Annotated in this window: 22 protein-coding genes and 1 pseudogene; 4 read left to right on the forward strand and 19 right to left on the reverse strand. The window is 29.1% G+C overall.

The annotated features are described in order from the left end of the window. Positions 1–230: 230 nt before the first annotated feature. Positions 231–584 carry a hypothetical protein gene (locus FAY47_RS05620; RefSeq protein WP_143315531.1) on the reverse strand — a complete coding sequence of 118 codons (354 nt, stop codon included), beginning with the start codon at positions 582–584 and terminating at the stop codon, positions 231–233. Positions 585–822: 238 nt separating this feature from the next. On the opposite strand from FAY47_RS05620, the gene FAY47_RS05625 reads away from it, so the two are divergent. Then, positions 823–1,035, forward strand: a complete 213-nt coding sequence (locus FAY47_RS05625; protein WP_143315532.1) for an alpha/beta-type small acid-soluble spore protein — start codon at positions 823–825, stop codon at positions 1,033–1,035. 144 nt (positions 1,036–1,179) lie between these two features. On the opposite strand, the gene FAY47_RS05630 is transcribed toward FAY47_RS05625, so the two are convergent. From FAY47_RS05630 to FAY47_RS20220, 4 genes and pseudogenes are all read right to left on the reverse strand, one after another. Beyond that, positions 1,180–2,601: a 6-phospho-beta-glucosidase gene (locus tag FAY47_RS05630; RefSeq protein WP_143315534.1), complete on the reverse strand. Its 1,422-nt coding sequence runs from the start codon at positions 2,599–2,601 to the stop codon at positions 1,180–1,182. A 148-nt stretch (positions 2,602–2,749) separates the two neighbouring features. Further along, complete coding sequence (locus FAY47_RS05635) at positions 2,750–4,462, reverse strand: methyl-accepting chemotaxis protein (RefSeq protein WP_243129550.1); 1,713 nt, start codon at positions 4,460–4,462, stop codon at positions 2,750–2,752. Between the two features lie 293 nt (positions 4,463–4,755). Then, positions 4,756–5,910, reverse strand: a pseudogene (locus tag FAY47_RS05640) (methyl-accepting chemotaxis protein); the annotation flags it as partial. A gap of 198 nt (positions 5,911–6,108) precedes the next feature. Beyond that, complete coding sequence (locus FAY47_RS20220; protein WP_185966737.1) at positions 6,109–6,258, reverse strand: hypothetical protein; 150 nt, start codon at positions 6,256–6,258, stop codon at positions 6,109–6,111. 319 nt (positions 6,259–6,577) lie between these two features. Between FAY47_RS20220 and FAY47_RS05645 the strand changes: the two genes are divergently transcribed. After that, complete coding sequence (locus FAY47_RS05645; protein ID WP_143315538.1) at positions 6,578–6,901, forward strand: helix-turn-helix domain-containing protein; 324 nt, start codon at positions 6,578–6,580, stop codon at positions 6,899–6,901. Positions 6,902–6,937: 36 nt separating this feature from the next. On the opposite strand, the gene FAY47_RS05650 is transcribed toward FAY47_RS05645, so the two are convergent. Beyond that, entirely contained in the window at positions 6,938–7,342 is a 405-nt protein-coding gene (locus tag FAY47_RS05650; RefSeq protein WP_143315540.1) for a pyridoxamine 5'-phosphate oxidase family protein, read from the reverse strand. 140 nt (positions 7,343–7,482) lie between these two features. Then, on the reverse strand, positions 7,483–8,736 hold the full coding sequence (gene uvsE, locus FAY47_RS05655) for a UV DNA damage repair endonuclease UvsE (protein WP_143315542.1): 1,254 nt from the start codon (positions 8,734–8,736) through the stop codon (positions 7,483–7,485). Positions 8,737–8,898: 162 nt separating this feature from the next. Here uvsE and FAY47_RS20830 point away from each other — a divergent pair, with 162 nt between their 5' ends. Beyond that, positions 8,899–9,942 (forward strand): DUF5661 family protein, encoded by a 1,044-nt coding sequence (locus FAY47_RS20830; protein WP_243129551.1) that lies wholly within the window; start codon positions 8,899–8,901, stop codon positions 9,940–9,942. A gap of 83 nt (positions 9,943–10,025) precedes the next feature. On the opposite strand, the gene FAY47_RS20835 is transcribed toward FAY47_RS20830, so the two are convergent. The 7 genes from FAY47_RS20835 to FAY47_RS05690 form a co-directional block, all read right to left on the reverse strand. Beyond that, a complete protein-coding gene (locus tag FAY47_RS20835) occupies positions 10,026–10,169 on the reverse strand; it encodes a CPBP family glutamic-type intramembrane protease (RefSeq protein ID WP_243129552.1) in 144 nt (47 codons plus the stop codon). A gap of 27 nt (positions 10,170–10,196) precedes the next feature. Beyond that, a complete protein-coding gene (locus FAY47_RS20840) occupies positions 10,197–10,661 on the reverse strand; it encodes a CPBP family intramembrane metalloprotease (RefSeq protein ID WP_243129553.1) in 465 nt (154 codons plus the stop codon). Positions 10,662–10,725: 64 nt separating this feature from the next. Then, positions 10,726–11,175 carry a GNAT family N-acetyltransferase gene (locus tag FAY47_RS05670; RefSeq protein ID WP_143315544.1) on the reverse strand — a complete coding sequence of 150 codons (450 nt, stop codon included), beginning with the start codon at positions 11,173–11,175 and terminating at the stop codon, positions 10,726–10,728. 24 nt (positions 11,176–11,199) lie between these two features. After that, positions 11,200–11,814 carry a class I SAM-dependent methyltransferase gene (locus FAY47_RS05675; protein WP_143315546.1) on the reverse strand — a complete coding sequence of 205 codons (615 nt, stop codon included), beginning with the start codon at positions 11,812–11,814 and terminating at the stop codon, positions 11,200–11,202. 132 nt (positions 11,815–11,946) lie between these two features. Further along, positions 11,947–12,570 (reverse strand): nitroreductase family protein, encoded by a 624-nt coding sequence (locus FAY47_RS05680; protein WP_143315548.1) that lies wholly within the window; start codon positions 12,568–12,570, stop codon positions 11,947–11,949. Between the two features lie 64 nt (positions 12,571–12,634). Continuing rightward, positions 12,635–13,051 carry a (2Fe-2S)-binding protein gene (locus FAY47_RS05685; RefSeq protein WP_143315550.1) on the reverse strand — a complete coding sequence of 139 codons (417 nt, stop codon included), beginning with the start codon at positions 13,049–13,051 and terminating at the stop codon, positions 12,635–12,637. Between the two features lie 90 nt (positions 13,052–13,141). Next, positions 13,142–13,585 (reverse strand): MarR family transcriptional regulator, encoded by a 444-nt coding sequence (locus FAY47_RS05690; protein WP_143315552.1) that lies wholly within the window; start codon positions 13,583–13,585, stop codon positions 13,142–13,144. 137 nt (positions 13,586–13,722) lie between these two features. Here FAY47_RS05690 and FAY47_RS05695 point away from each other — a divergent pair, with 137 nt between their 5' ends. Then, positions 13,723–15,183 carry an MDR family MFS transporter gene (locus FAY47_RS05695; RefSeq protein WP_143315554.1) on the forward strand — a complete coding sequence of 487 codons (1,461 nt, stop codon included), beginning with the start codon at positions 13,723–13,725 and terminating at the stop codon, positions 15,181–15,183. A gap of 42 nt (positions 15,184–15,225) precedes the next feature. On the opposite strand, the gene FAY47_RS05700 is transcribed toward FAY47_RS05695, so the two are convergent. The 5 genes from FAY47_RS05700 to FAY47_RS20845 all read right to left on the reverse strand — a co-directional run. Beyond that, the gene (locus tag FAY47_RS05700; protein ID WP_143315556.1) at positions 15,226–16,419 is read right to left on the reverse strand and encodes an MFS transporter; all 1,194 of its coding nucleotides are present in this window, start codon (positions 16,417–16,419) and stop codon (positions 15,226–15,228) included. A 190-nt stretch (positions 16,420–16,609) separates the two neighbouring features. After that, positions 16,610–17,377 carry a type I 3-dehydroquinate dehydratase gene (aroD, locus tag FAY47_RS05705; protein WP_143315558.1) on the reverse strand — a complete coding sequence of 256 codons (768 nt, stop codon included), beginning with the start codon at positions 17,375–17,377 and terminating at the stop codon, positions 16,610–16,612. A gap of 42 nt (positions 17,378–17,419) precedes the next feature. After that, on the reverse strand, positions 17,420–18,616 hold the full coding sequence (locus FAY47_RS05710; protein ID WP_143315560.1) for an MFS transporter: 1,197 nt from the start codon (positions 18,614–18,616) through the stop codon (positions 17,420–17,422). 69 nt (positions 18,617–18,685) lie between these two features. Then, positions 18,686–19,552 (reverse strand): shikimate dehydrogenase, encoded by an 867-nt coding sequence (locus FAY47_RS05715; RefSeq protein ID WP_143315562.1) that lies wholly within the window; start codon positions 19,550–19,552, stop codon positions 18,686–18,688. A 319-nt stretch (positions 19,553–19,871) separates the two neighbouring features. Beyond that, the coding region (locus FAY47_RS20845) for an FAD-dependent oxidoreductase (protein ID WP_243129554.1) at positions 19,872–20,550 on the reverse strand (679 nt) is incomplete at its 5' end.

Consider the following 20,550-nt stretch of genomic DNA (forward strand, 5'->3'; position numbering starts at 1 on the left):
ATTTATAATTTCATGTTCTCACAAGATGAAAATTAAATAAATACTAATTTCACAAAACATACAATTTTACTCATCAATTACAAACATAGCAATTATTCCAGTTTACGACAAAAAAACATATCTTTCATGAAATTATTGTCTTCTTTAATCTAAATAAAAAATAAACCCAGTAGTTAGCTTAAAATTGCTTTCTACTAAGGTTTATAAATTTTTCTACTTTTAATATATAACTAATGTCCTAAAATCAATCTTTGTCTACATTCTGATCTTTGAAATGATGACATTTTAGTTATGTTTTTTTCCATCCATTTTCTTTGTGCATAAGAGAACCTTGTTCCAAAGAATAACAAAAATTGATTGTTGTAATATTCATTTTCAAGTCCGTATTTCGATTCAGTGAATTTAACATAACCTAAAGCTTCTAATAATGCTGTATCATGAAGATAAATCTGTTTTTCTTCATCAAATAGCTTTAAATCTAAGCCTTTTTCTAAATGTGATGCTAAAAGATTATGTTTAGACTCCCCACACCTGTAAAAATCTCCTTCTCTTGATAACCACCCACATATACCTATCTTCTCCATCTTATTAATAGGATAGATACTTATAATATCCTCCTATTTTCCACCTACCTCTCGTCCATAACTATCTCTAATAAAATATAAAACTTATTAATTAATTATCGTCACATTTCTTCAAAAATTTTAGTTCCATTTTAATTTTTTTTACCATAACTGTGCTATAAAATCTTCTCTTCATAAATTATCTAAGTATATTTTGATTTTAAAATATAAAACTAATACTGATATGGAGGTGTTAATTATGAGTAGAAGACCTTTAGTTCCTGGAGCTAAGGAAAAGTTAAATAAGTTAAAAGCAGAATTTGCAAACGAAAATGGTATAAATCTTAATGATGAAAGCTATAAAGGTAATGTTACTTCAAGGGATAATGGACATGTCGTTGGAAGTATTGGTGGATTAATGACAAAAAAAATGATAGAAGAATATGAAAAAGGATTGGTTAATAAAAAGTAATTTTTTATGCATAGCTTTAATAGCATATTATACAATATCTTTCTACAGCCTATCAAAGCTTATGTACTTATTATTCTAATTTTAAGACTGTTAAGTCTATTAAAAAACTACCTCTATGAAAAATCATAAAGGTAGTTTTCTTACTTATTCTAAATTTTCTCCATTTGATTCTATAACTTTTTTATACCAATAGAAGCTCTTCTTAGGTTTTCTTTCTAATGTTCCAGTTCCTTCATTATCTTTATCTACATATATAAAACCATAACGTTTTTTCATTTCCCCTGTAGATGCGCTTACTAAGTCTATGCATCCCCACATAGTGTAGCCCATAAGGTCAACTCCATCCTTAACAGCTTCATTCATTTCTACTATGTGATCTCTTAAATAATCTATTCTATAATCATCATTAATAGTTCCATCTTCTTCTACAACATCTACTGCTCCTAGCCCATTTTCAACTACCATTACTGGGATTTGATATCTGTCATAAATATGATTTAAAGTCCATCTTAATCCCTTAGGATCAATTTGCCATCCCCAATCTGAAGCCTTTAAATATGGATTTTTTATTCCTCCTAGTAGATTTCCTGAAGTTTCTTGCTTTTCTGGGTCTGTACTTACAGCATTAGACATATAGTAACTAAATGAATAGAAATCTACACATCCTTCTCTTAATATATTCTCATCATCTTTTTCCATTCTTATCTTTATATTATTTTCTTCAAAGTAACGCTTAGCAAAACCTGGATAATGTCCTCTTACTTGTACATCGCCACATAACCCATTTTGTATCTGGTCCTTTTGTTGTGCTAATAATATATCATCTGGATTACATGTATATGGATATAATGTCATATAGGCAATCATACATCCTATTTTAAAATCTGGGTTTATTTCATGTCCTAATTTAACTGCTTTAGCACTTGCTATAAATTGATGATGAAGTGCTTGAAATCTTAGCTGATCAGAATTTTCTCCTTCTTTAACTAATATTCCGCCTCCCATAAAAGCTCCAAAATCTATTGTTAAGCAGTTAATTTCATTAAATGTTAGCCAATATTTAACCTTATTTTTATACCTTTTAAATATTGTTTCGCAATATCTTATATAACAATCAATTACTTCCCTTGAAGCCCATCCATTGTACTTTTTTGTAAGACCAAAAGGTGTTTCATAGTGAGATATAGTTACTAATGGTTCTATATTATATTTTTTCAATTCATCGAATACGTTATCATAAAACTTCAAGCCTTCTTCACTTGGTTCTAAATCATCACCATTTGGAAATATCCTAGACCAATTTATTGACATTCTAAAAGTCTTAAAGCCCATTTCCCCGAACATTTTTATATCTTCCTTATAGTGTCCATAAAAATCTATAGCTTCATGACTTGGATAGTATGTTCCTTCTTCAAGTTCTGGAGTTATACGTCTAGGTGTAGTATGTGTTCCACCTGTCATTACATCTGCTGTACTCAATCCCTTTCCACCTGCGTTCCATCCACCTTCAAATTGATTTGCGGCGGTTGCACCTCCCCATAGGAATCCTTCTTTAAATTTATTCATATTTGAACCTCCTATTTCTTATTTGTTTTATATATTAATCATAAGAAAATATAACTATGTTTTCAAATATAATAACTTACATCTGTATAGGTACAGATTAATAATAACAAAAAAATCCTCTAAATAATATTAGAGGATTTTTTAGTTCCTATATTTTAAACGTAGATACAAGATTATTAAGTTGATCTACACTATCCTTGATAGAAATAGTTAAATCTATTATATCTTTTGTCATTTCTACTACGTTAGATGTTTTTTCAGCTATACTTGAAGTACCTTCTGCGCCTTCATTTGTTGCTAAGCTTACCCCGCTTAACTCTCTTGTAATATCTTCAACAAGTAAGCTTATCTGTTCTGTTGCTTTACTGAAATCAGTTGATAAATTATAAATTCTTTGTGCATCTTCATTATACTTTTCTCCAGTTTCCACCATTGAATTGTAACCATCTTTTACTTGCTTATCAACAAATTCTAGTATTTCGCTGGAACTTTCAGTAAGGTTTTCCACAGAATTAAGAACAATTTGTGTTATTCTTTGTATTTCATTAACAGTATTAGTCGAATCCTCTGCAAGCTTTCTTATTTCATCCGCTACCACGGCAAAGCCTTTTCCAGCTTCCCCTGCTCTAGCAGCTTCTATTGCTGCATTTAAGGCTAGAAGATTTGTTTGTGATGTAATATCTAATATTGCTTCTGATAAAACTTTTATCTGTTCAACAGATTTTGATTGTTCTATTGCATCTCTTAAGTTCTTATTAGTTGTTAAATATATTTCACCTGCATTTTTCTGAGATGCTAGTGCATTTGATTTAACTTCATTTGCTCTATTACTTATGTCATTTGATGAAATAGCACTTTCTTTTGCCTTGTTTGAGACTTTTTCAATAGCACTTTCTATTTCTGTTGATGTAGCACTCATTTGCTCAGTAGATGCTGCAGTTTCTTGCATTCCAGCCGACAATTCTTCTGTTGTTGCAGATACATCTTCTATCTTAGAATTTAACTCTGTTATATTATTATCAGCATTTAAAACCATACTTTTAATGTTATTTGACTCATCAATAACTGATTTAATAACTCCTCTAATGGATTTTTGCATCTTATCAACAGCTCTTAACATTATTCCAATTTCATCATTATTCTTTAATAATTTTGGAGATACATCTTTACTAAAATCTCCTTCTGCCAAAATACCTAAGTGATCTGTTGCCACTTTTAATGAATATGTAATTGGCTTTACTATAAAAACTGTAAGTACTATTCCAAGAATTATCGCTGCACTTAATACAGATAATAATATAATTACAGATTTTTCATTGTTATCTTTTACCTCAGCATATGATTGATCTGCTTCTGCAACATGAGCTTTTAATAGGATATTTGCTCCTGAACGAACACTATCTAAAGTATTAGTATATTTATAGTAATAATCATATACTTCTTCAATCTTATACTTTCCAGATGTGGACATTTGCTTTATTGTCTCACATATTTTTATGTATTCTGGCATGCTATTTTCAAGTGATATAACTTTTTCCCTCTGTTCTCCACTTAAATTGAATTCTTTATAATCAGCAATATCATCAGATATACCTTTTAATTTTAAGTCTATTTGATCTAAAAATTCTTTTTGCTTTTCTTGATCTCCTATATTCAAAATTAAACTTAATAAAACCGTTTGACAAGTTCTTGATTGAATTCGCATATCATCTGCTAAATTTATAGCTTTCATCTCATCATTATACATAGTAGATATATTACTTTGTGATATAGTAGTAAAGTGATATCCTGTATACCCAATGGTAGCAGCAAATAATAGCAAAGTTACTGATAGTAACGTTACCTTGTGTAAAATTTTCATATTCTCATATCCCCCTTTATTAAGGCTACTCATAGTCCTAGTTAATGACAAAATTATAAGCCTAGATTCTACAAGTATCTCCCACCTATTAACATTTTAATTTGTAAGGTTAATATAATAATATTATAAATGAAAGTGTAATCATTTTCAACGAAAGTATTCACAATAAATCAAATTTTATCAAACAAAACCACATAATCCAACATATTATTAAGTACATTCTGCACTTGTAGTTAATTTATATTAAAAAAATATGCCTCAAAAATTATTTTGAGACATACTTTTTAACACTTTTATATCTTAAATTCCCATATCATTTCATTTAGTTTCTGAGAAAGTTCTGCTTGACTTTGGGCAGTTAATGCAACTTGCTCTATTGCTTTCGTAGTTTCATCAATGCTTAACTTTATTGTTTCTACACGTTCAGTTGATTTTTGTGATGTCTGTGCCATATTTTGAACTGCTTCATTTACTTGTCCAACAGCAGCTGTAACTTCCTCTGTCATACAAGCTATTTCCTCTGTCATCTTACTAACAAAATCAGAATCATTATAATACTGCTCTCCTGTCTTACTATAAGAATCAAATTGTTTATTTACCTGAGTATTTATAAATTCTAATATATCACTACCTGTATCAACACTACTCTTAAATGCTTCTTGAACTTTTTCTATAGTTTCTTGGATACTTATTACAGCTTCTGAAGACTGCTCTGCAAGTTTTCTAATCTCCTCTGCTACTACTGCAAATCCTCTTCCTTGTTCCCCTGCACTAGCTGCCTCTATTGCTGCATTCAACGCTAGTAAATTAGTTCGTTCAGCGATACTACCTATAGTATCTGCCATGACCTTTATGCTATCTACTACTTTTCCATCTTCAATAGCCTTCATCATATTTTTTTGTTTATCATTATATAAACTTCTAGTTTTTTCTATAGCATTTTCACTACTTTTTTTAACTTCTGTAGCTCTTTCTTTAGACTCACTAGCTTGATTACTTCCATTCGCAGCTTTTGAAGAAAGTTCATTTATATTAGCATCTACTTCTTCAGCTGATGCACTTATCTCTTCTGTTGTTGCGCTAGTTTCTTGCATATATGATGCAATATTATCTACTTCCTCATCAATAGTTTCAGCCTTAGTAGTTATCTCCTCTGCTGTTGCTGAAAGTTCTTCTGCAGATGAACTTATTCCCTCTATAGTCCCAGTTATTTCCCTAATCATTTTACTTACATTGTTTTGAGCTTTATTCAATGCGCGTATTGCTTCTCCAAATTCATCTTCTCTACTTTCTTCTATAACTGATGAAAAATCGTAATTTGATAAACTTTCAGCAAATCTTTTAATCTTTCTTAGTGGCTCTACAAAACTTTTCTTTAATATAATAGTCATAATAGCTGCATATATAACTCCTATTATTGTTACACTGATTATTATTATATCATTACTATTAACAGTTAACCCTGTAACCTCACTTAATTTATGTGACGTATAAACGCCTGTCCCACCTATTATCAGCATAAGACCTATCATTGTCGAAAATATCCATACTATTTTTTTTAGTATAGGCATGTTTATAAAATATTTCATGCTAGTTCCTCCTTATTATTTTTTATCTATGCATATATATATAATAAAGCTAAAAGCTTATTTCTTATGTTTTAAGTAATATGGATTAGATACATTTTTATAATATTCTAAACAAACTGAATTTAGTCTATTCCATCCTGTTAAAAAGATTTCTGGCATTCGTAGTATCCAATAATCTTCAATTAATATTTCTGGTGAAATTTTCATTACTCTCCTCCACCCCTAGAATCATTAGCCATATTACCCCATATAATTACATTTATTGCAATTCAACTATAATTATACCATATTTTTGTTTATAGTTTCACTAACCATAAAAAGAAAAATAACTCCATAATGAAAAAATCATCCTCTTTATATATAATAATTGATTCATTGTACTTTCCTTCAACTAGTTTTTAAATACTATTACATTGATTTTGTCATCCTTTGATTTTATAATATATTTATCGATATCTATTGTAAACTAAGCACTCAATAGTGCTATAGTATCCTAAAAGATACTAAGGAGAGGAAGTGTATCTATATGCGAAAAGAATTTCCAGCTTGTCCTGTTGAAATAACTTTACAACTTATGGGCAATAAGTGGAAGGTGTTAATCATTAGAGATTTACTTGAAGGAACAAGACGCTTTGGTGAACTTAAAAAATCTATTGGATCAATAACCCAAAAGGTCCTTACTCAAAACTTAAGAGAAATGGAAGAGTCAGGCTTGCTTACACGTAAGGTTTACCCAGAAGTTCCACCAAAGGTTGAATATACATTAACTAAAACTGGTTATAGCTTAAAACCTATACTTGATTCTATGTATGCATGGGGAACTGATTACAAGGACAAACTTTCATCATAAAAAAAGCGGCTAAGCCGCTTTATAATTATTAATAAATTATAAATTATATTCTTTAGGTGGATTACCTGAAAAATCAGATATTACTGCTTTGGCTCCATCTAGATAAAAAATTTCAAATATAGGATTTTCAGCAGTTTGATAAAGTTTTTTTACCAGTCCACTAGATTCTATTACTTTCTTCTTTATCTCCAAATCCTTTGAAAATACAACTTTACCATTTAATCTTATCCAAGCGAACTTTGGACTTGCTACTGTAACTTCAACATAAGGATTTTTTTGAATTTCTGCATACACATCCTTTTCATTATTTGTGCAGAAATATAGCTTTCCACCTTCTTCAATCATAAATTGAAAAGGACGACCTTTTGCTTTTCCATCTAATCCTACAGTTGCAAAATATTGCACTGGATTTTCTTTTAAAAATTTTACTACTTCATTCATTTCAATACCTCCTGGCATATTGTTTTATTACATTTTTTCATTGCAATTTTATAATAATTCAGAAGATACATTTTGTATAGTAAGCACTTAAAAGTGCTATAGTATCATTTTTGATACTATAGTGATAAAATCTATGTTTACTAAAGCACAAAATAATATGAGTGCAATAAACACTCTTCATTATACTTAACAGATAACCTAAACAGTGCACTTTTAATTTTATTAATTGATACTTTTCCATTCTTATAATCGTCAATAATTTTTAAAAAACTAGCTCTTTCTTTTTCTGTAGCAATATCTTTTAAACAATTCCAAATATGAGTTGCTACATTTATAGAATTTTCTACAGAGACTTCTTTCTGCAAAGCATCATCTACTAAATCATAAAACTTAATAGCAGGATAGCTACTTTTATCCTTTAATATCTCTCTTATCTCTGAATAGTTACTAGGTGAATTCTCTAAAACTTTATATTTATATCTACTCCATTCCTCTTCAAGCACATTAATATTATTATTAGATATGCAGTTAATGCATTTTACTGCTGAAAGATTCTTATCTTTAACTTCAAGCATTATATCTATGTCATTTCTATTTAATTCTTTAAAGAAATACATAAATTTATTTATATCAATAGTATTTGAATGCGAACCAATTTTTTTTAAAGGATTTTGCTCTGAATAATGTATCTTTTGATTCCCATCATCTTCTTTCCACGTCTTTTTACACTCATTAACCCATTCTATTGTACTTTTCTGCTCTCCTGAAAAATTTATATCATTATGTAAATTATCAAAAATCACTGGGATATTTAGCTTTGTACCTATTTCCAAAACATCTATAATATTATATAACTTATCATCATTTTCAATAACAAGCCTATTCTTTACAGATTCATCTAAGTACTGATAATTTCTAATAAATCTATCCACTGCCTCTCCCTTATCATTGTAAATTCCACCTATATGTAAAATCATCTTATGTTTTTTTGAAACTCCAAGCCTATCTAACACCCTAGCATGATAATTTAAATCATTCATCGATCTTTTTACAACATCATTACTAGGAGAATTTATTACAGTATACTGTCCCGGATGCATTGATACCCTCATACCACTTGACTTAATTTTTTCACTAATTTTCAATAATTCACTTGAGAAGACATCCCACCACTTAATGTTATTAACAGGATTTGATCCAAATGGTATTAAATCAGAAGTTATCCTAAAAAGCATTATATTATTTTCTATATTATAATCAATTATATTTTCAAGAGACTTTAGATTATGTGAAATCAATTCTAGTAGCTTTTCTTCTGTAACATTTTTAAGTATACAACTTTTAAAATTAGTACTTAATACTCCAATAGTTAGACATGCATATCCTATACTCATCTTATTCTCCCTTCATAGTTTAATCCATCTATACAGTATAACCATTTAGGATACTTTTCATTGATGTGCATTAAGCCTTTCACCAGTTAAATAAATTCTTAAACACCATAAGCTTACTTATATCATAAAATGTAGTAATATCGAATTTTCTAGGAGAATTAAATGTATTTTTGCATGCCATCAAATAATTATAATAATATTAGTCCTTTAAACTCTATCAATAAAACTTCCAAACCATTAGAAGAAACTCTACATTTAATAAATAAAACTATTCAAGAAGAAAGAAAAAACAAACTGCTTCATGATTACCTTATTACTACAGCTCCTAATGAAAAAGAAAAAAATATTATTAATGCAATAAAAAATGAAGAAAACAAACATAGCAAATTCTTCAAAGAAATATATGCATTTTATACATGTCAAAATGTACATTCACAAACAAGTACAATTTTTGAAAGGCCAAAATCATATATATATGGTATTATGGATGCTAAGTTAAACACATTAGATTCTGTTGATGTTTGTAGAGATATAAAATCGGGTATACCACATGTATATTATAAAGATATGATACGTGAAATACTTATGGACAAGTTGAAGAATTCTCAAAAATACGATTATATTCTTTTTATTAATCTGATAAATACATCCCCAGTTGTTTATACGGATTCAAGAAATATCAGCCCATCTAGAAAAAACTTCACAACTGATGAATGTGCCCAGATTGCCAAAGAACTTGGTATTGATTTTAGCAAAGAAAAATTTGATTTAGAACAATTTACTATGGGAATAAATACTGAGTTAGAACACGGGAAGAAATATTCTCCAACAAATGTAACAGATAATGATCCATTAACCACTGGGAAAATAGCTCTAGCTCATTTGCATGAATTTCCTGATTATTATACAAGACTTTCAAAACTTGAAAATGACGCAAAAGCTTATTGGACATCATCAAGATGTTACCTAAGACAAGTAAAGGAATTCACTCTAAATGAACTTTCTGAGTATGACGGTACTTTAGGAAAACCTGCTTATGTAGCAGTTAATGGGATTGTCTACGATGTTAGCAAAAATCCACATTGGCATGCATCTGTACACCATGGGTTAACTGCTGGAAAAGACTTAAGTTTTGAATTTTCAGATTGTCATGGCAAAGAAAATATTTTAAAGATACTTCCAAAGGTAGGCATTCTAAAGGTATAAATGAAAAAAGTAGAATGTGATACTAGATCTGTATCACATTCTACTTTTTATTTTAATCAATGAACTTATAACTTTTATATAACTTAGTTCAATAAGCGTACCACCATAATAATTGCAGTACTACCATTTCCAATTAAATTTACAATAAAATGCGCCATCATAGGTACATATATATTTTTTGTTTTTATATAAGATATACTAAATGGAATTCCCCAAATCATTGCCATAAATATTCCATACCTGCTAAGAGAGTGTTATATTGCAAATAGAAATAAGCTAGTAATAGTTGATATATATAATATTTTCTTGCTTTCAAAATTTATTATTGCTTTTCTATAAAACATTTCTTCTGCTAAAGGCGGAAATATTATAGTGGACAATATAAATAAAACTACACCACTCCAATTGTTAATTCTTAAATTTATCATTCCTTCATTTAAATTAGGAAAAATCATTTTAGGTAAATAACTTAATCCAAATGCTAAAATTAAAAATAAAATTGTTACAAATACAGGCATCCAAAACTTTTTTCTACTAATTATATTACTTTTTAATTCTTCAAAGCTAAAATATCTATTTAATATAAAATATATAACAATCCCTAAATAGAATAGAAAATTTGTATATGGATAATACTTGTCTGGTAAACAAAAACAAGATATAGTAAACAAACCTTCCCACAAGATTGGAATTATTAATTTCTTCATATATTCATTCATTCTAATCCCTCATTTACTATTATCACAAGATTACTATAATACATTTCTCAACTGATACTAAATTCTAACTTATCCTCTTTTCAAAACAGATAGCTTCTGAATTTCTAGCATACTTACCATAGTTTGATATTTGCTTATAACCTCTACTCTTATAAAATGATACTGCACACTCATTTACTAGTCGTGTTTCAACCCAAAGAGTAACGTAACCCATCTCTATAGCCTTTTTTTCTAAATGAAATAAAATTTCTGATCCTACTCCGTCTCCTTTTGTTTTTGCAAACATCCTCTTAACTTCAGCAATAATTTCACTAATAGGGCGTATACCTCCACACCCTATTGCTTGCCCTCCTTCATCATAGGCAACTACAAATAATGAACGTGGAACACAAACATCATTAGAGTTAAAAGAATTTCTTCCACTTGCACCTGTAATAGATTCAAGATTTTGTGACAACTCATCCATCAAATAAATAGCATCTGGTTCACTTGGATTCATTTTTACAATCTTCATATCCAATACCTTCATAAAAATTAATTACTTACTCTTCTCAAGTATATAATCTATATATCCTTGCTTAATCTTTTTACCTTCATACAATCTTTCTATTATTCTATTTTCTTTATATATAATCTTCATATCACTAAAAAAACTTTCAGCTTCATCAATATTAAAGTAAGAATGAATAACTTCTTCTCCTCTTTCCATTTGCAAAAATTCATTATTGCCTAGTTCTTTTCCTGTGCCAACGCCCTCATCTTCTAAGGAAAGAAAGTTTAGACAACATAATCCACCTGGTTTTAGAACTCTTTTAATCTCATTTATTGATTTTTGTATATCATTTTTGCTCATATGAAATATAGAATTGTATGAATAGATGTAACTTAGAGATTGGTCTTCAAAAGATAACTTTCTCATATCTCCCTTTGATATATTAAGATTAATTCCTGCTTGATTTGAAAAATTTCTAGCCTTTTCTAATTGTGAATCACTAATTTCAATACCATATGTTTTGTACCCTGATTTTTCAAAAATATAAAGAGGTGGATTAGCTCCTCCTGCTCCACAATCAAGTATAGTTTTCTCAAGATTGTATTCATTACAATAATTTAAGAATTTATATAATTGTGTTTGTTGAATAGAAAATTTCATATTATACCTCCTATGATTAATATGCAATGAGTTCTTAGGTTTATTGTAACATATTATACTTATTTATCCATAAACCTCAAGTTAGGTAAAATAAAAAAAGAGGACTAATTTATCCTCTTTTTATCATATATCTTATTTATAGAACCTAACAAATTCATCAACTGGTTTTCTATAACCTCTAATTTTACTACTACTATTATCAACCTTCCCCATTGTAATCATAATGGCTGGCTCTTCATTCTCTGGCAAATCTAATATTTCCTTGATTTTATCCTTATCAAAATATATCATAGGACAAGTATCCCATTCCTTATCTTTAGCTAATAACATAAACAGCATAGCTGATAAAGATGCATTTCTAATAGCTTCATCATACTGGAACGTTTCTCCCCAGCCTTCATAAAGACTATTAATAGTATCAATAATCATATGATATTGTGTTTTATCTAACATACCAAGCATCATTGAACCTTCATATATTTTATCTGCCGATAAATAAGCTTTTTTATTTCCAGTAACTATTATTGCCGCTGATGCAGTTTTTATCTTATATTGATTATATGCTGCTTCATATACTTTATCTTTTAGTTCCTTATTCTCCACAACATAGTATTTAGCATGTTGTAAATTAAATGCAGACGGTGCTAATGATAAGTCTCTAAATATTTCATTAAAATCTTCTTTAGGTATCTCAACATTTTCAATAAATTTATCTGCAGATCTTCTTTCTCTAACAACCTTTAAAAATTCATTCATTTATTCTCTCTCCCCTCATTATTTATCTAATTCCTTTCTATTTCTATAGTAAGCTTAATGACAATTACTTTCTTTCTAATAACTCTTTAACTAGTAATCTGTTACTGCCTACACATTTACCACACCCAGTACCTACCTTAGTTACTTCCTGCACCTCTTCAAATGATTTTGCTCCATTCTTAATAGCATTAACTAAATCTTGTACTGTTACTTTAAAACATCCGCATACTATTTGATTTTCATCAATCTTCTTTTGTAATAATAAATTATTAACTAATGCTCTATTATTATCTACACATCTACCACAGCCAGTTCCGACCTTAGTTGCAGCTTGTACTTCTTCAAATGAATTTGCCCCCATCTTTACAGCATTTTTTATATCTTCTTCTGTAACATTAAAACATCCACATACTACTTTGCTTTCTTTCATATTATTATCACCTTTTGTTCCTAATATTTTTGAAATTATTGATTTTATCATATTTTACTTCTCCTTTATTTCTATAAAATTTATTTACTAATTAGTTAATCACTAATTAGTGATATTTATTTTAAAATTAAGGTGTATTTTTTATACACCTGATAATTTCTTCAACAAACCTATTAACTGTTCCTTTTCCTCAATAGTTAATGTACTAAAAATTTCATTTATATTTTCTAAATGCTTAGGAAAAATTTCACTCATAAGATTTCTTCCCTTTTCAGTAATACTTATTAAATTAACTCTCCTATCTTTAGGGTCAACACATCTTCTTACAAGATCTTCCTTGACTAAGTTATCTATAACAACAGTCATATTTCCACTTGTCGATAGAATTTTTTCAATTATTTCGCTAATTCTTAAGTCTCCTTTATGATATAAAACTTCAAGTACCGCGAACTGAGAAACAGTTAAACCTCCTCCTTTAATTATTTTATCCTGTTTTTTGTTAACCTTTTGAGTAGTTCTACTTAACGCAATAAGGGTCTTTAAATTTAAGTTTCCTAATTCACCATAATCATAATTTTTACTCATAAATGCAATATATCACTAATTAGTGATATAGTCAAATAATTTTTCCTATGTTGTATAAATAACTTATAAAATATATAATTATAAAGTCGATTGTTAAATGTAATTAAGGAGTTTTATAAGGAAGTGATTTAAAAAGTATGGATTTAAGAAAAAGAAATATAGTAATAGCATTAATGGTTGCAATGTTCTTAGGCGCTGTTGAAGGAACAGTCGTAACTACTGCTATTCCAACTATAGTTAAAGATTTACAAGGATTTGAAATAATCAGTTCAGTTTTTTCAATATATTTATTAACTTCTGCAATTTCCACTCCTATCTATGGTAAATTATCAGATTTATATGGTAGAAAAAATATCTTATCCATAGGAATAATAATATTTTTAGTTGGAAGCTTTTTATGTGGATTATCTCAAAATATGTATATGTTAATTGCATTCCGCGCACTTCAAGGACTAGGGGCCGGAGCAATGTTTACTGTTACATATACAATCATTGGAGATATATTTACTATTGAAGAAAGACCAAAAGTACAAGGAGGCATAAGCTCTGTATGGGGAATAGCAAGCCTTGTAGGGCCATTTTTAGGAGGAATATTAATAGATAAGTTATCTTGGCACTGGATATTTTTTATAAACATTCCTTTTGGAATATTATCAATTATTCTCCTTCAGAAAAACTTAAAAGAAAACTTTGAGAAGAAAAAACACAACATAGACTTTGGAGGAATTATTACTTTATCATTAGCAATGGTTATATTCTTAAATATTTTTTTATCAACTAAAAACGCAAATATTAATAGCATATTCATTGTAATATCAACATTATTGACTATTATATTGTTATTACTTTTCTATAAAATTGAAAGAAAAGCAAAAGAACCAATTGTGCCTTTTGATATATTTACAAAGTCAAGTACAATTGTAAATATAATAAGCTTTTTGCTCTCAGCTATACTTATAGGAGCAGATGTTTATCTTCCAATCTACATGCAAAATGTTCTAGATTTTAGTGCAAAAATTTCAGGATTAGCTCTTGCTCCAATGTCAATCTTCTGGCTTATAGCCTCAGTTATTTTAGGAAAATGTATAGTAAAGCATGGCGGAAAAACAATAACACTAATTTCTAATGTTATTTTACTTATTAGCACAATACTACTACCTACCCTTGGAATAAATTCTTCACTACTACTAGTACTCTTATATATTTCTATAATGGGAATTGGCTTTGGTGGAGCTTTCACTACATTAACTATAATTATCCAAGAATCAGTAGACTACAGCAAAAGAGGTGCTGCAACAGCTACTAATTCCCTTCTTAGAACCCTAGGCCAAACAATTGGTGTAAGTGTATTTGGTAGTATATTTAATTTATATATAGTTAAGTATTTTACTAACATAGGCATATCAGGAGTAGATCCAAGTAACCTCTATAACTCCACCACCTTAAATACAGCTGTTACTAATGAACAGATAAAACTTTCTTTAAATAGTTCTATACATGTTCTCTTTATGATACTTATGATTATATCCATATTATCTCTAGTTTTATCTATAGTAATGCCTAAAATATCAGATAAGGCTAAACATATAAAAGCATAAAATAATTAATACCCAATATAAACTAATTATATTGGGTATTAATTATTTTATTACAATTTTATTGTATCTTAATTTTGCAAAGATTGCAGATGATATACCAACTATAAAAATAACTATCATAAAATAGAATACATTTAAAATTCCATAATGCCTTAAAATCATTCCTGTTAAAGCCGGAATAACTGCTGCCGATATTCCTCCAGCAGTAGAAACTAATGCGATTGTTTCCCCTTTCTTTTTCCAGAACAATTCTCCCATAGTGGTTTGAGCCATTTGTAATACTCCTGCTGATGATAAGCCTATTAAGAAAAATCCAACTATGGTACATATTTCTGACCTAATTAACAATATTAATATGAGAGTAACTAATCCTATTATTGGGTATACAACTAATATCACTATAGGTTTTACTGTCTTTTGTAAAAGTTTTGCTAGAATGCCAACTGAAACAAGTGCTCCTATACTATAGTAAGTTATTAGTTTTAATGACTCTATCTGATTCAGACCTAAAATATTTTGACCGAAAGTAGGCATCCACATTTGAAATCCAGTATATATAGAATTAGATGTAAATCCTATTATTATAAGAGCTATACCTTCCTTTTTTAATATTGGCTGAGATTTAAATTTATTTTCCATTAATTCTGTACCATCATCAGAAACTTCTACTTCATTTGCCTTTGGGAACTTTCTAGTAAGCAAAAATAAGCCATCTAGTGAAAATATTAATGCTATTAAGAAAAATGTATATCCATAAAACATATTTTTATCTACAAAAAAGCCTATTATTATTGGCAGCATTATTCCCCCTATAGCTATAAATGCTTTTATTACAACTGTAGCTGTACCTGGAGTTTTAGGAAAACATTCTATAAGTGAAGGATAACTTGAAGCATCCATAAAAGCATGAGATATACCTGCAAATACTGATAATATCATAGCTATCTCATAACTTGGAGCAAGAGGTATTCCAACTAAAAAAATGACTGCAAATACTGGAGATAAACAAAGAATTTTCTTTCTTCCATATTTATCCGACATTTTTCCACTAATATACAATGTAGCTGAACGAACTAAACCTTCTATAGAAATTAAAAAACTAATCCCAGCCGCATCTGTATTAAATTGCTTTGTTACAAATGACATATTTGACGAAAGCAAAATAACGATCATACCTAACATACAGTAACTTATGTATATTCCCAGTGCTGTTTTTAAATAAGTATTCTTAAACATCACCACATTCCTCCTCTGTTAACCAAATATTCAAAATACTATTTTGAACTATGAAGCAATGTCATCTTGTAAAGTAATTACATCAAATTTCTAGTATTCATCTTATATATTTTCTAAAGTTAATAAAAATTATCTATTATTTATATAAAAGAGTGCCGAATTTATCGACACTCCTTTCACTAAATTTATATTACTTAATGCTATTATGTAATATATCAAGTACTGTACGTAAATCCTTAACAGCTATTTGACCAGGAGCTGAAGCTTTTTTAGCTGCTCCAAATGTTAATGCAGAACCAAATACTTCTCCTGCAAGTCTGCTTATAACACCAGTTCCTGCCATAGACATAGTAATTATTGGCCTATTTGCATAGTTTTCTACCATTTCATTTGTAGCTGAAAGTAGTACTAGTACATCTTTTTTATTTTGAGGCATTACTGCAATCTTTGGTAAATCCGCCCCTAAATCTTGCATCTTTCTAAGCCTTGATACTATTTCTTCTTGTGATGGAGTTTTAAAGAAATCATGATTTGACATTACTACCTTAATGCCAGAAGCATGTGCAGAATCAACTATATCTTTAACAACTTCATCACCAGTGAAAAGTTCTACGTCAACTAAATCTACTAATTTAGTAGCTGCAATTTCCTTATTTAATTCTGCATAGTAGTTTGTAGATACTTCTTTTTCTCCACCTTCTTTTAAACTACGGAATGTAAATAATATAGGTGTGTTTTCAAGAAGCTTTCTTAAGTCTCCAAGAACTTCTTTAACAGCTTGTATATCTTCCACTTTTTCATAAAAATCAACACGCCATTCAACTATATCTAAACTAATTCCTTTTAGGGCAGCAACTTCTTCTATAAGTTCTTCTTTTGTCTTTCCTACTATAGGAACGCAAATTTTAGGAATTTCTTCACCAATTTTTATATCTCTAACTGTTACTATCTTCTCCATACTCATCCTCCTAATACTTGTTTATGTTAACTTTATCAGGCTTTAGTTACTCTTCATCATTATATTATATCTTATATTCACTATTATACCCAATACAATTCCTAAAGCAGTAACTCCTGCATCAAATAAAATTATATTGCTCATGCTAGTTTTTGATATAATACCAGTAATGGCTGGAACTGCAAAACTTGCTATACTTGAAGCTGTATATACCATTCCAGTTATTTTACCCTTACTTGTAGGGAATAAGTCTGACATCGCTGCAAGAGCTAATTGAAGTACTCCACCAGCAGCTGAAAATCCTATTGAAAATGCACCAATCATGCAAGTTGTTGGTGTTGGGAACATCCAAAGAACCATAAGTGTAACTAATGATATTAATGGATATATAACTACAAACCTTACTGGTTTTATTAAATTCTTAACAAGAACTGATGTAACTACTACTGCTGAAATACTACCTAAACTATAATAACTAATTAATTTTAATGAAGCAGTATCAATCATACCAGCAACTTCTTTACCATACTGAGGTAACCATACTTGAACAACTAAAAATGTAGCTGTTGCAGTAAATCCAATTATAATAAGACTGATTCCTTCAATCCAGAAGTTTGGCTTATGTTTCATTTCATCCTCAGATTTAATTTCTTCAACTGATTCCGTAGCTTTAACCTCATTGGCAACTGGGAAAACTCTTTTTTTTAAGAATATTCCATTTAGTACAAATATTATTATACAGAATATAAATGAATATCCAAAATATAATCCATTACTAACTAAAAATCCAATAACAATTGGTAATGTAAATTGACCTGCTGATATAAATGCTTTAATCATAACACTAGCTGTACCAGTAGCTTTTGGATAACATTCCATTAAAGCTGGATATGTTCCTGCATCTAAGAATGAATTTGCTACACCAGCAAGTAATGCAAAAATAAATGCTACAGTAACATTTGGACTTAATAAAATTCCTGCGAAAAATATAATATAAGTTATCATTCCTAAGTAAATAAATGGCTTTCTTCCAAACTTATCGGATAGAACACCAGAAATATATAAAACAATTAATCTCCCTATACCAAGTGCTGATATAATATATGAAACTCCTGCTTTATCTGTATGTAACTGCTCTGTTAAATAAGTCATGTTTTGTGCTAGTATTATAGCTCCCATACCATGCACAAAATAGTTAATATACATTGCTATTGCCGTTGACGTATATTTATTCTTCATATTTTCTCCTTTGTAAATCAATATTTTTTGTTTTTATACATTATTACTGACACAGACTAAAATTAAATACTATTTAATACCTAAAAATTCCTTCATATGTTCAATTGGCATTTCCTTACCAGTCCAAAGTTCAAATGCTTTTGCTCCTTGAAATAACATCATACCAAGACCGTTCATTGTTGGACATCCAATCTCTTCTGCTATTTCTAGTAATCTTGTTTTTGTTGGCATGTACACAACATCGGTTACAATTAGGTCAGGACGTAACATATCCTTTTCAACATAAGTTTGACCTTCTAAAGGTTTCATTCCTACGCCTGTTGCATTTGTGAAAATATCACTATCTGCAATCTCTCTTCTTAAAGCTTCCTTGTCATCTAAATCAAATAGTGTAGCTTTACAATTTGTTTTTTCATTAATATCTTTTACTGTTTGTACTGCTCTATCATAGAAGGCATCTTTTTTATTGAATATTGATAATTCTCTAACACCATCTAATGCTGCTTGAACTTCTATTGCAGTAGCTGCTCCACCTGCTCCTACTATAGTCATCTTCTTTCCTATAGCATCAAAGCCCTTATCTTTTAATGAAGTCATGTATCCAACTCCATCTGTAATATGCCCTGTTAATACACCATTATCGTTTACTACAGTATTAACTGCACCTGTAAGTTCTGCTGCTGGAGAAAGCTTATCTAAATATTCATGAATGATTGTCTTATTAGGCATTGACACATTACATCCACGAGCTTGCATTGCCTTTAATCCTTTTACTGCATCTTCTAATCTATCAGGGCCTACTTCAAATGCAAGATATGCATAATCAAGTCCTAAATAAGAAAAAGCTTCATTGTGCATTTTTGGTGAACTAGTGTGCTTTATTGGAGTTGCCAATAATCCTATTAAAGTTGTATATCCTGTAATACGTTTTTCCATTTTTTCATTCTCCTTAGTTTTTTAATTTATTATATTGCTTTACTTTTAACAATCTAGTTAAATATTTAACATTTCTTATAATCTAATTATATTTTAAACTTTCTTAATATTCCAATTCATTTTATAGTGATTATTTATAGAAATCTTCTATATATCACTCCATATATCATAATATATTTTTATCTACTACATCTTAAACTATTATAATTAGTTTATTGTTTATAAAAAAATATCACTATTTTTTATAATAGTGATATTTTTAAAATCTATTTATTATATTTTCAATATGTCTAGATAACTTATAAATTTATTTTATGTTTTATATTAAATTTAACTTTTCTAATACATTAATTGTAGTATATCTTCCCTCTTGTGTTCCATCTATTATTCTTCTAGCTCTCAAGCTGTCGCCAATGTTAATTACTTCAACGCCTGTATCTGCAAACTTTTCTTGTAAACTCGCAAGAATTGGTGTTTCTGATCTCATACCAAGACATACAAATCCATAGTCAAATTCTATTTCCTGATCTTTTCCATCCCTATTTACCTTAAAACTATTATCTTTAACTTCAAGAAGTGATGTATCTGTCATAACATTTACTTTATTCTCTTCTACCATAGTCATCATTTGAACTTTTGTAACTATATCTAAATCACGTCCAAGAACCGGTAATCTTTCTATTATTGTTACTTCTGCATCTTTTTCAGTAAAGAATTCTACTACATCTAATCCAACAGCGCCTCCGCCGACTACTGCTATCTTCTTACCTTTTAAATCTAAATTCTTAAACATTTCAACATTTTTAATTAATCCAAATATTGATTGAATCTTTTCTTGTTTATCTATACGATCTAATAATCCTGTAATTGGTGGAAGTAATGGCTTAGATCCTGTAGCATTTATTATTACATCTGGTTTTAAATTTTCTACTAATTCAACTGAAGCTGTTGTGTTTGTAAATGTAATTAAATTTTTTAAATTCTTAGCTCTATTTATT

The sequence above is a fragment of the Clostridium sp. HBUAS56017 genome, from assembly GCF_007115085.1.
GTDB lineage: Bacteria > Bacillota > Clostridia > Clostridiales > Clostridiaceae > Clostridium > Clostridium cibarium.

Coding starts and splice junctions, on each gene's coding strand:
- FAY47_RS05620 (WP_143315531.1), bottom strand. CDS start 584: ATGGAGAAGATAGGTATATGTGGGTGGTTATCAAGAGAAGGAGATTTT.
- FAY47_RS05625 (WP_143315532.1), top strand. CDS start 823: ATGAGTAGAAGACCTTTAGTTCCTGGAGCTAAGGAAAAGTTAAATAAG.
- FAY47_RS05630 (WP_143315534.1), bottom strand. CDS start 2,601: ATGAATAAATTTAAAGAAGGATTCCTATGGGGAGGTGCAACCGCCGCA.
- FAY47_RS05635 (WP_243129550.1), bottom strand. CDS start 4,462: ATGAAAATTTTACACAAGGTAACGTTACTATCAGTAACTTTGCTATTA.
- FAY47_RS20220 (WP_185966737.1), bottom strand. CDS start 6,258: ATGAAAATTTCACCAGAAATATTAATTGAAGATTATTGGATACTACGA.
- FAY47_RS05645 (WP_143315538.1), top strand. CDS start 6,578: ATGCGAAAAGAATTTCCAGCTTGTCCTGTTGAAATAACTTTACAACTT.
- FAY47_RS05650 (WP_143315540.1), bottom strand. CDS start 7,342: ATGAATGAAGTAGTAAAATTTTTAAAAGAAAATCCAGTGCAATATTTT.
- uvsE (WP_143315542.1), bottom strand. CDS start 8,736: ATGAGTATAGGATATGCATGTCTAACTATTGGAGTATTAAGTACTAAT.
- FAY47_RS20830 (WP_243129551.1), top strand. CDS start 8,899: ATGTATTTTTGCATGCCATCAAATAATTATAATAATATTAGTCCTTTA.
- FAY47_RS20835 (WP_243129552.1), bottom strand. CDS start 10,169: ATGGCAATGATTTGGGGAATTCCATTTAGTATATCTTATATAAAAACA.
- FAY47_RS20840 (WP_243129553.1), bottom strand. CDS start 10,661: ATGAATGAATATATGAAGAAATTAATAATTCCAATCTTGTGGGAAGGT.
- FAY47_RS05670 (WP_143315544.1), bottom strand. CDS start 11,175: ATGAAGATTGTAAAAATGAATCCAAGTGAACCAGATGCTATTTATTTG.
- FAY47_RS05675 (WP_143315546.1), bottom strand. CDS start 11,814: ATGAAATTTTCTATTCAACAAACACAATTATATAAATTCTTAAATTAT.
- FAY47_RS05680 (WP_143315548.1), bottom strand. CDS start 12,570: ATGAATGAATTTTTAAAGGTTGTTAGAGAAAGAAGATCTGCAGATAAA.
- FAY47_RS05685 (WP_143315550.1), bottom strand. CDS start 13,051: ATGATAAAATCAATAATTTCAAAAATATTAGGAACAAAAGGTGATAAT.
- FAY47_RS05690 (WP_143315552.1), bottom strand. CDS start 13,585: ATGAGTAAAAATTATGATTATGGTGAATTAGGAAACTTAAATTTAAAG.
- FAY47_RS05695 (WP_143315554.1), top strand. CDS start 13,723: ATGGATTTAAGAAAAAGAAATATAGTAATAGCATTAATGGTTGCAATG.
- FAY47_RS05700 (WP_143315556.1), bottom strand. CDS start 16,419: ATGTTTAAGAATACTTATTTAAAAACAGCACTGGGAATATACATAAGT.
- aroD (WP_143315558.1), bottom strand. CDS start 17,377: ATGGAGAAGATAGTAACAGTTAGAGATATAAAAATTGGTGAAGAAATT.
- FAY47_RS05710 (WP_143315560.1), bottom strand. CDS start 18,616: ATGAAGAATAAATATACGTCAACGGCAATAGCAATGTATATTAACTAT.
- FAY47_RS05715 (WP_143315562.1), bottom strand. CDS start 19,552: ATGGAAAAACGTATTACAGGATATACAACTTTAATAGGATTATTGGCA.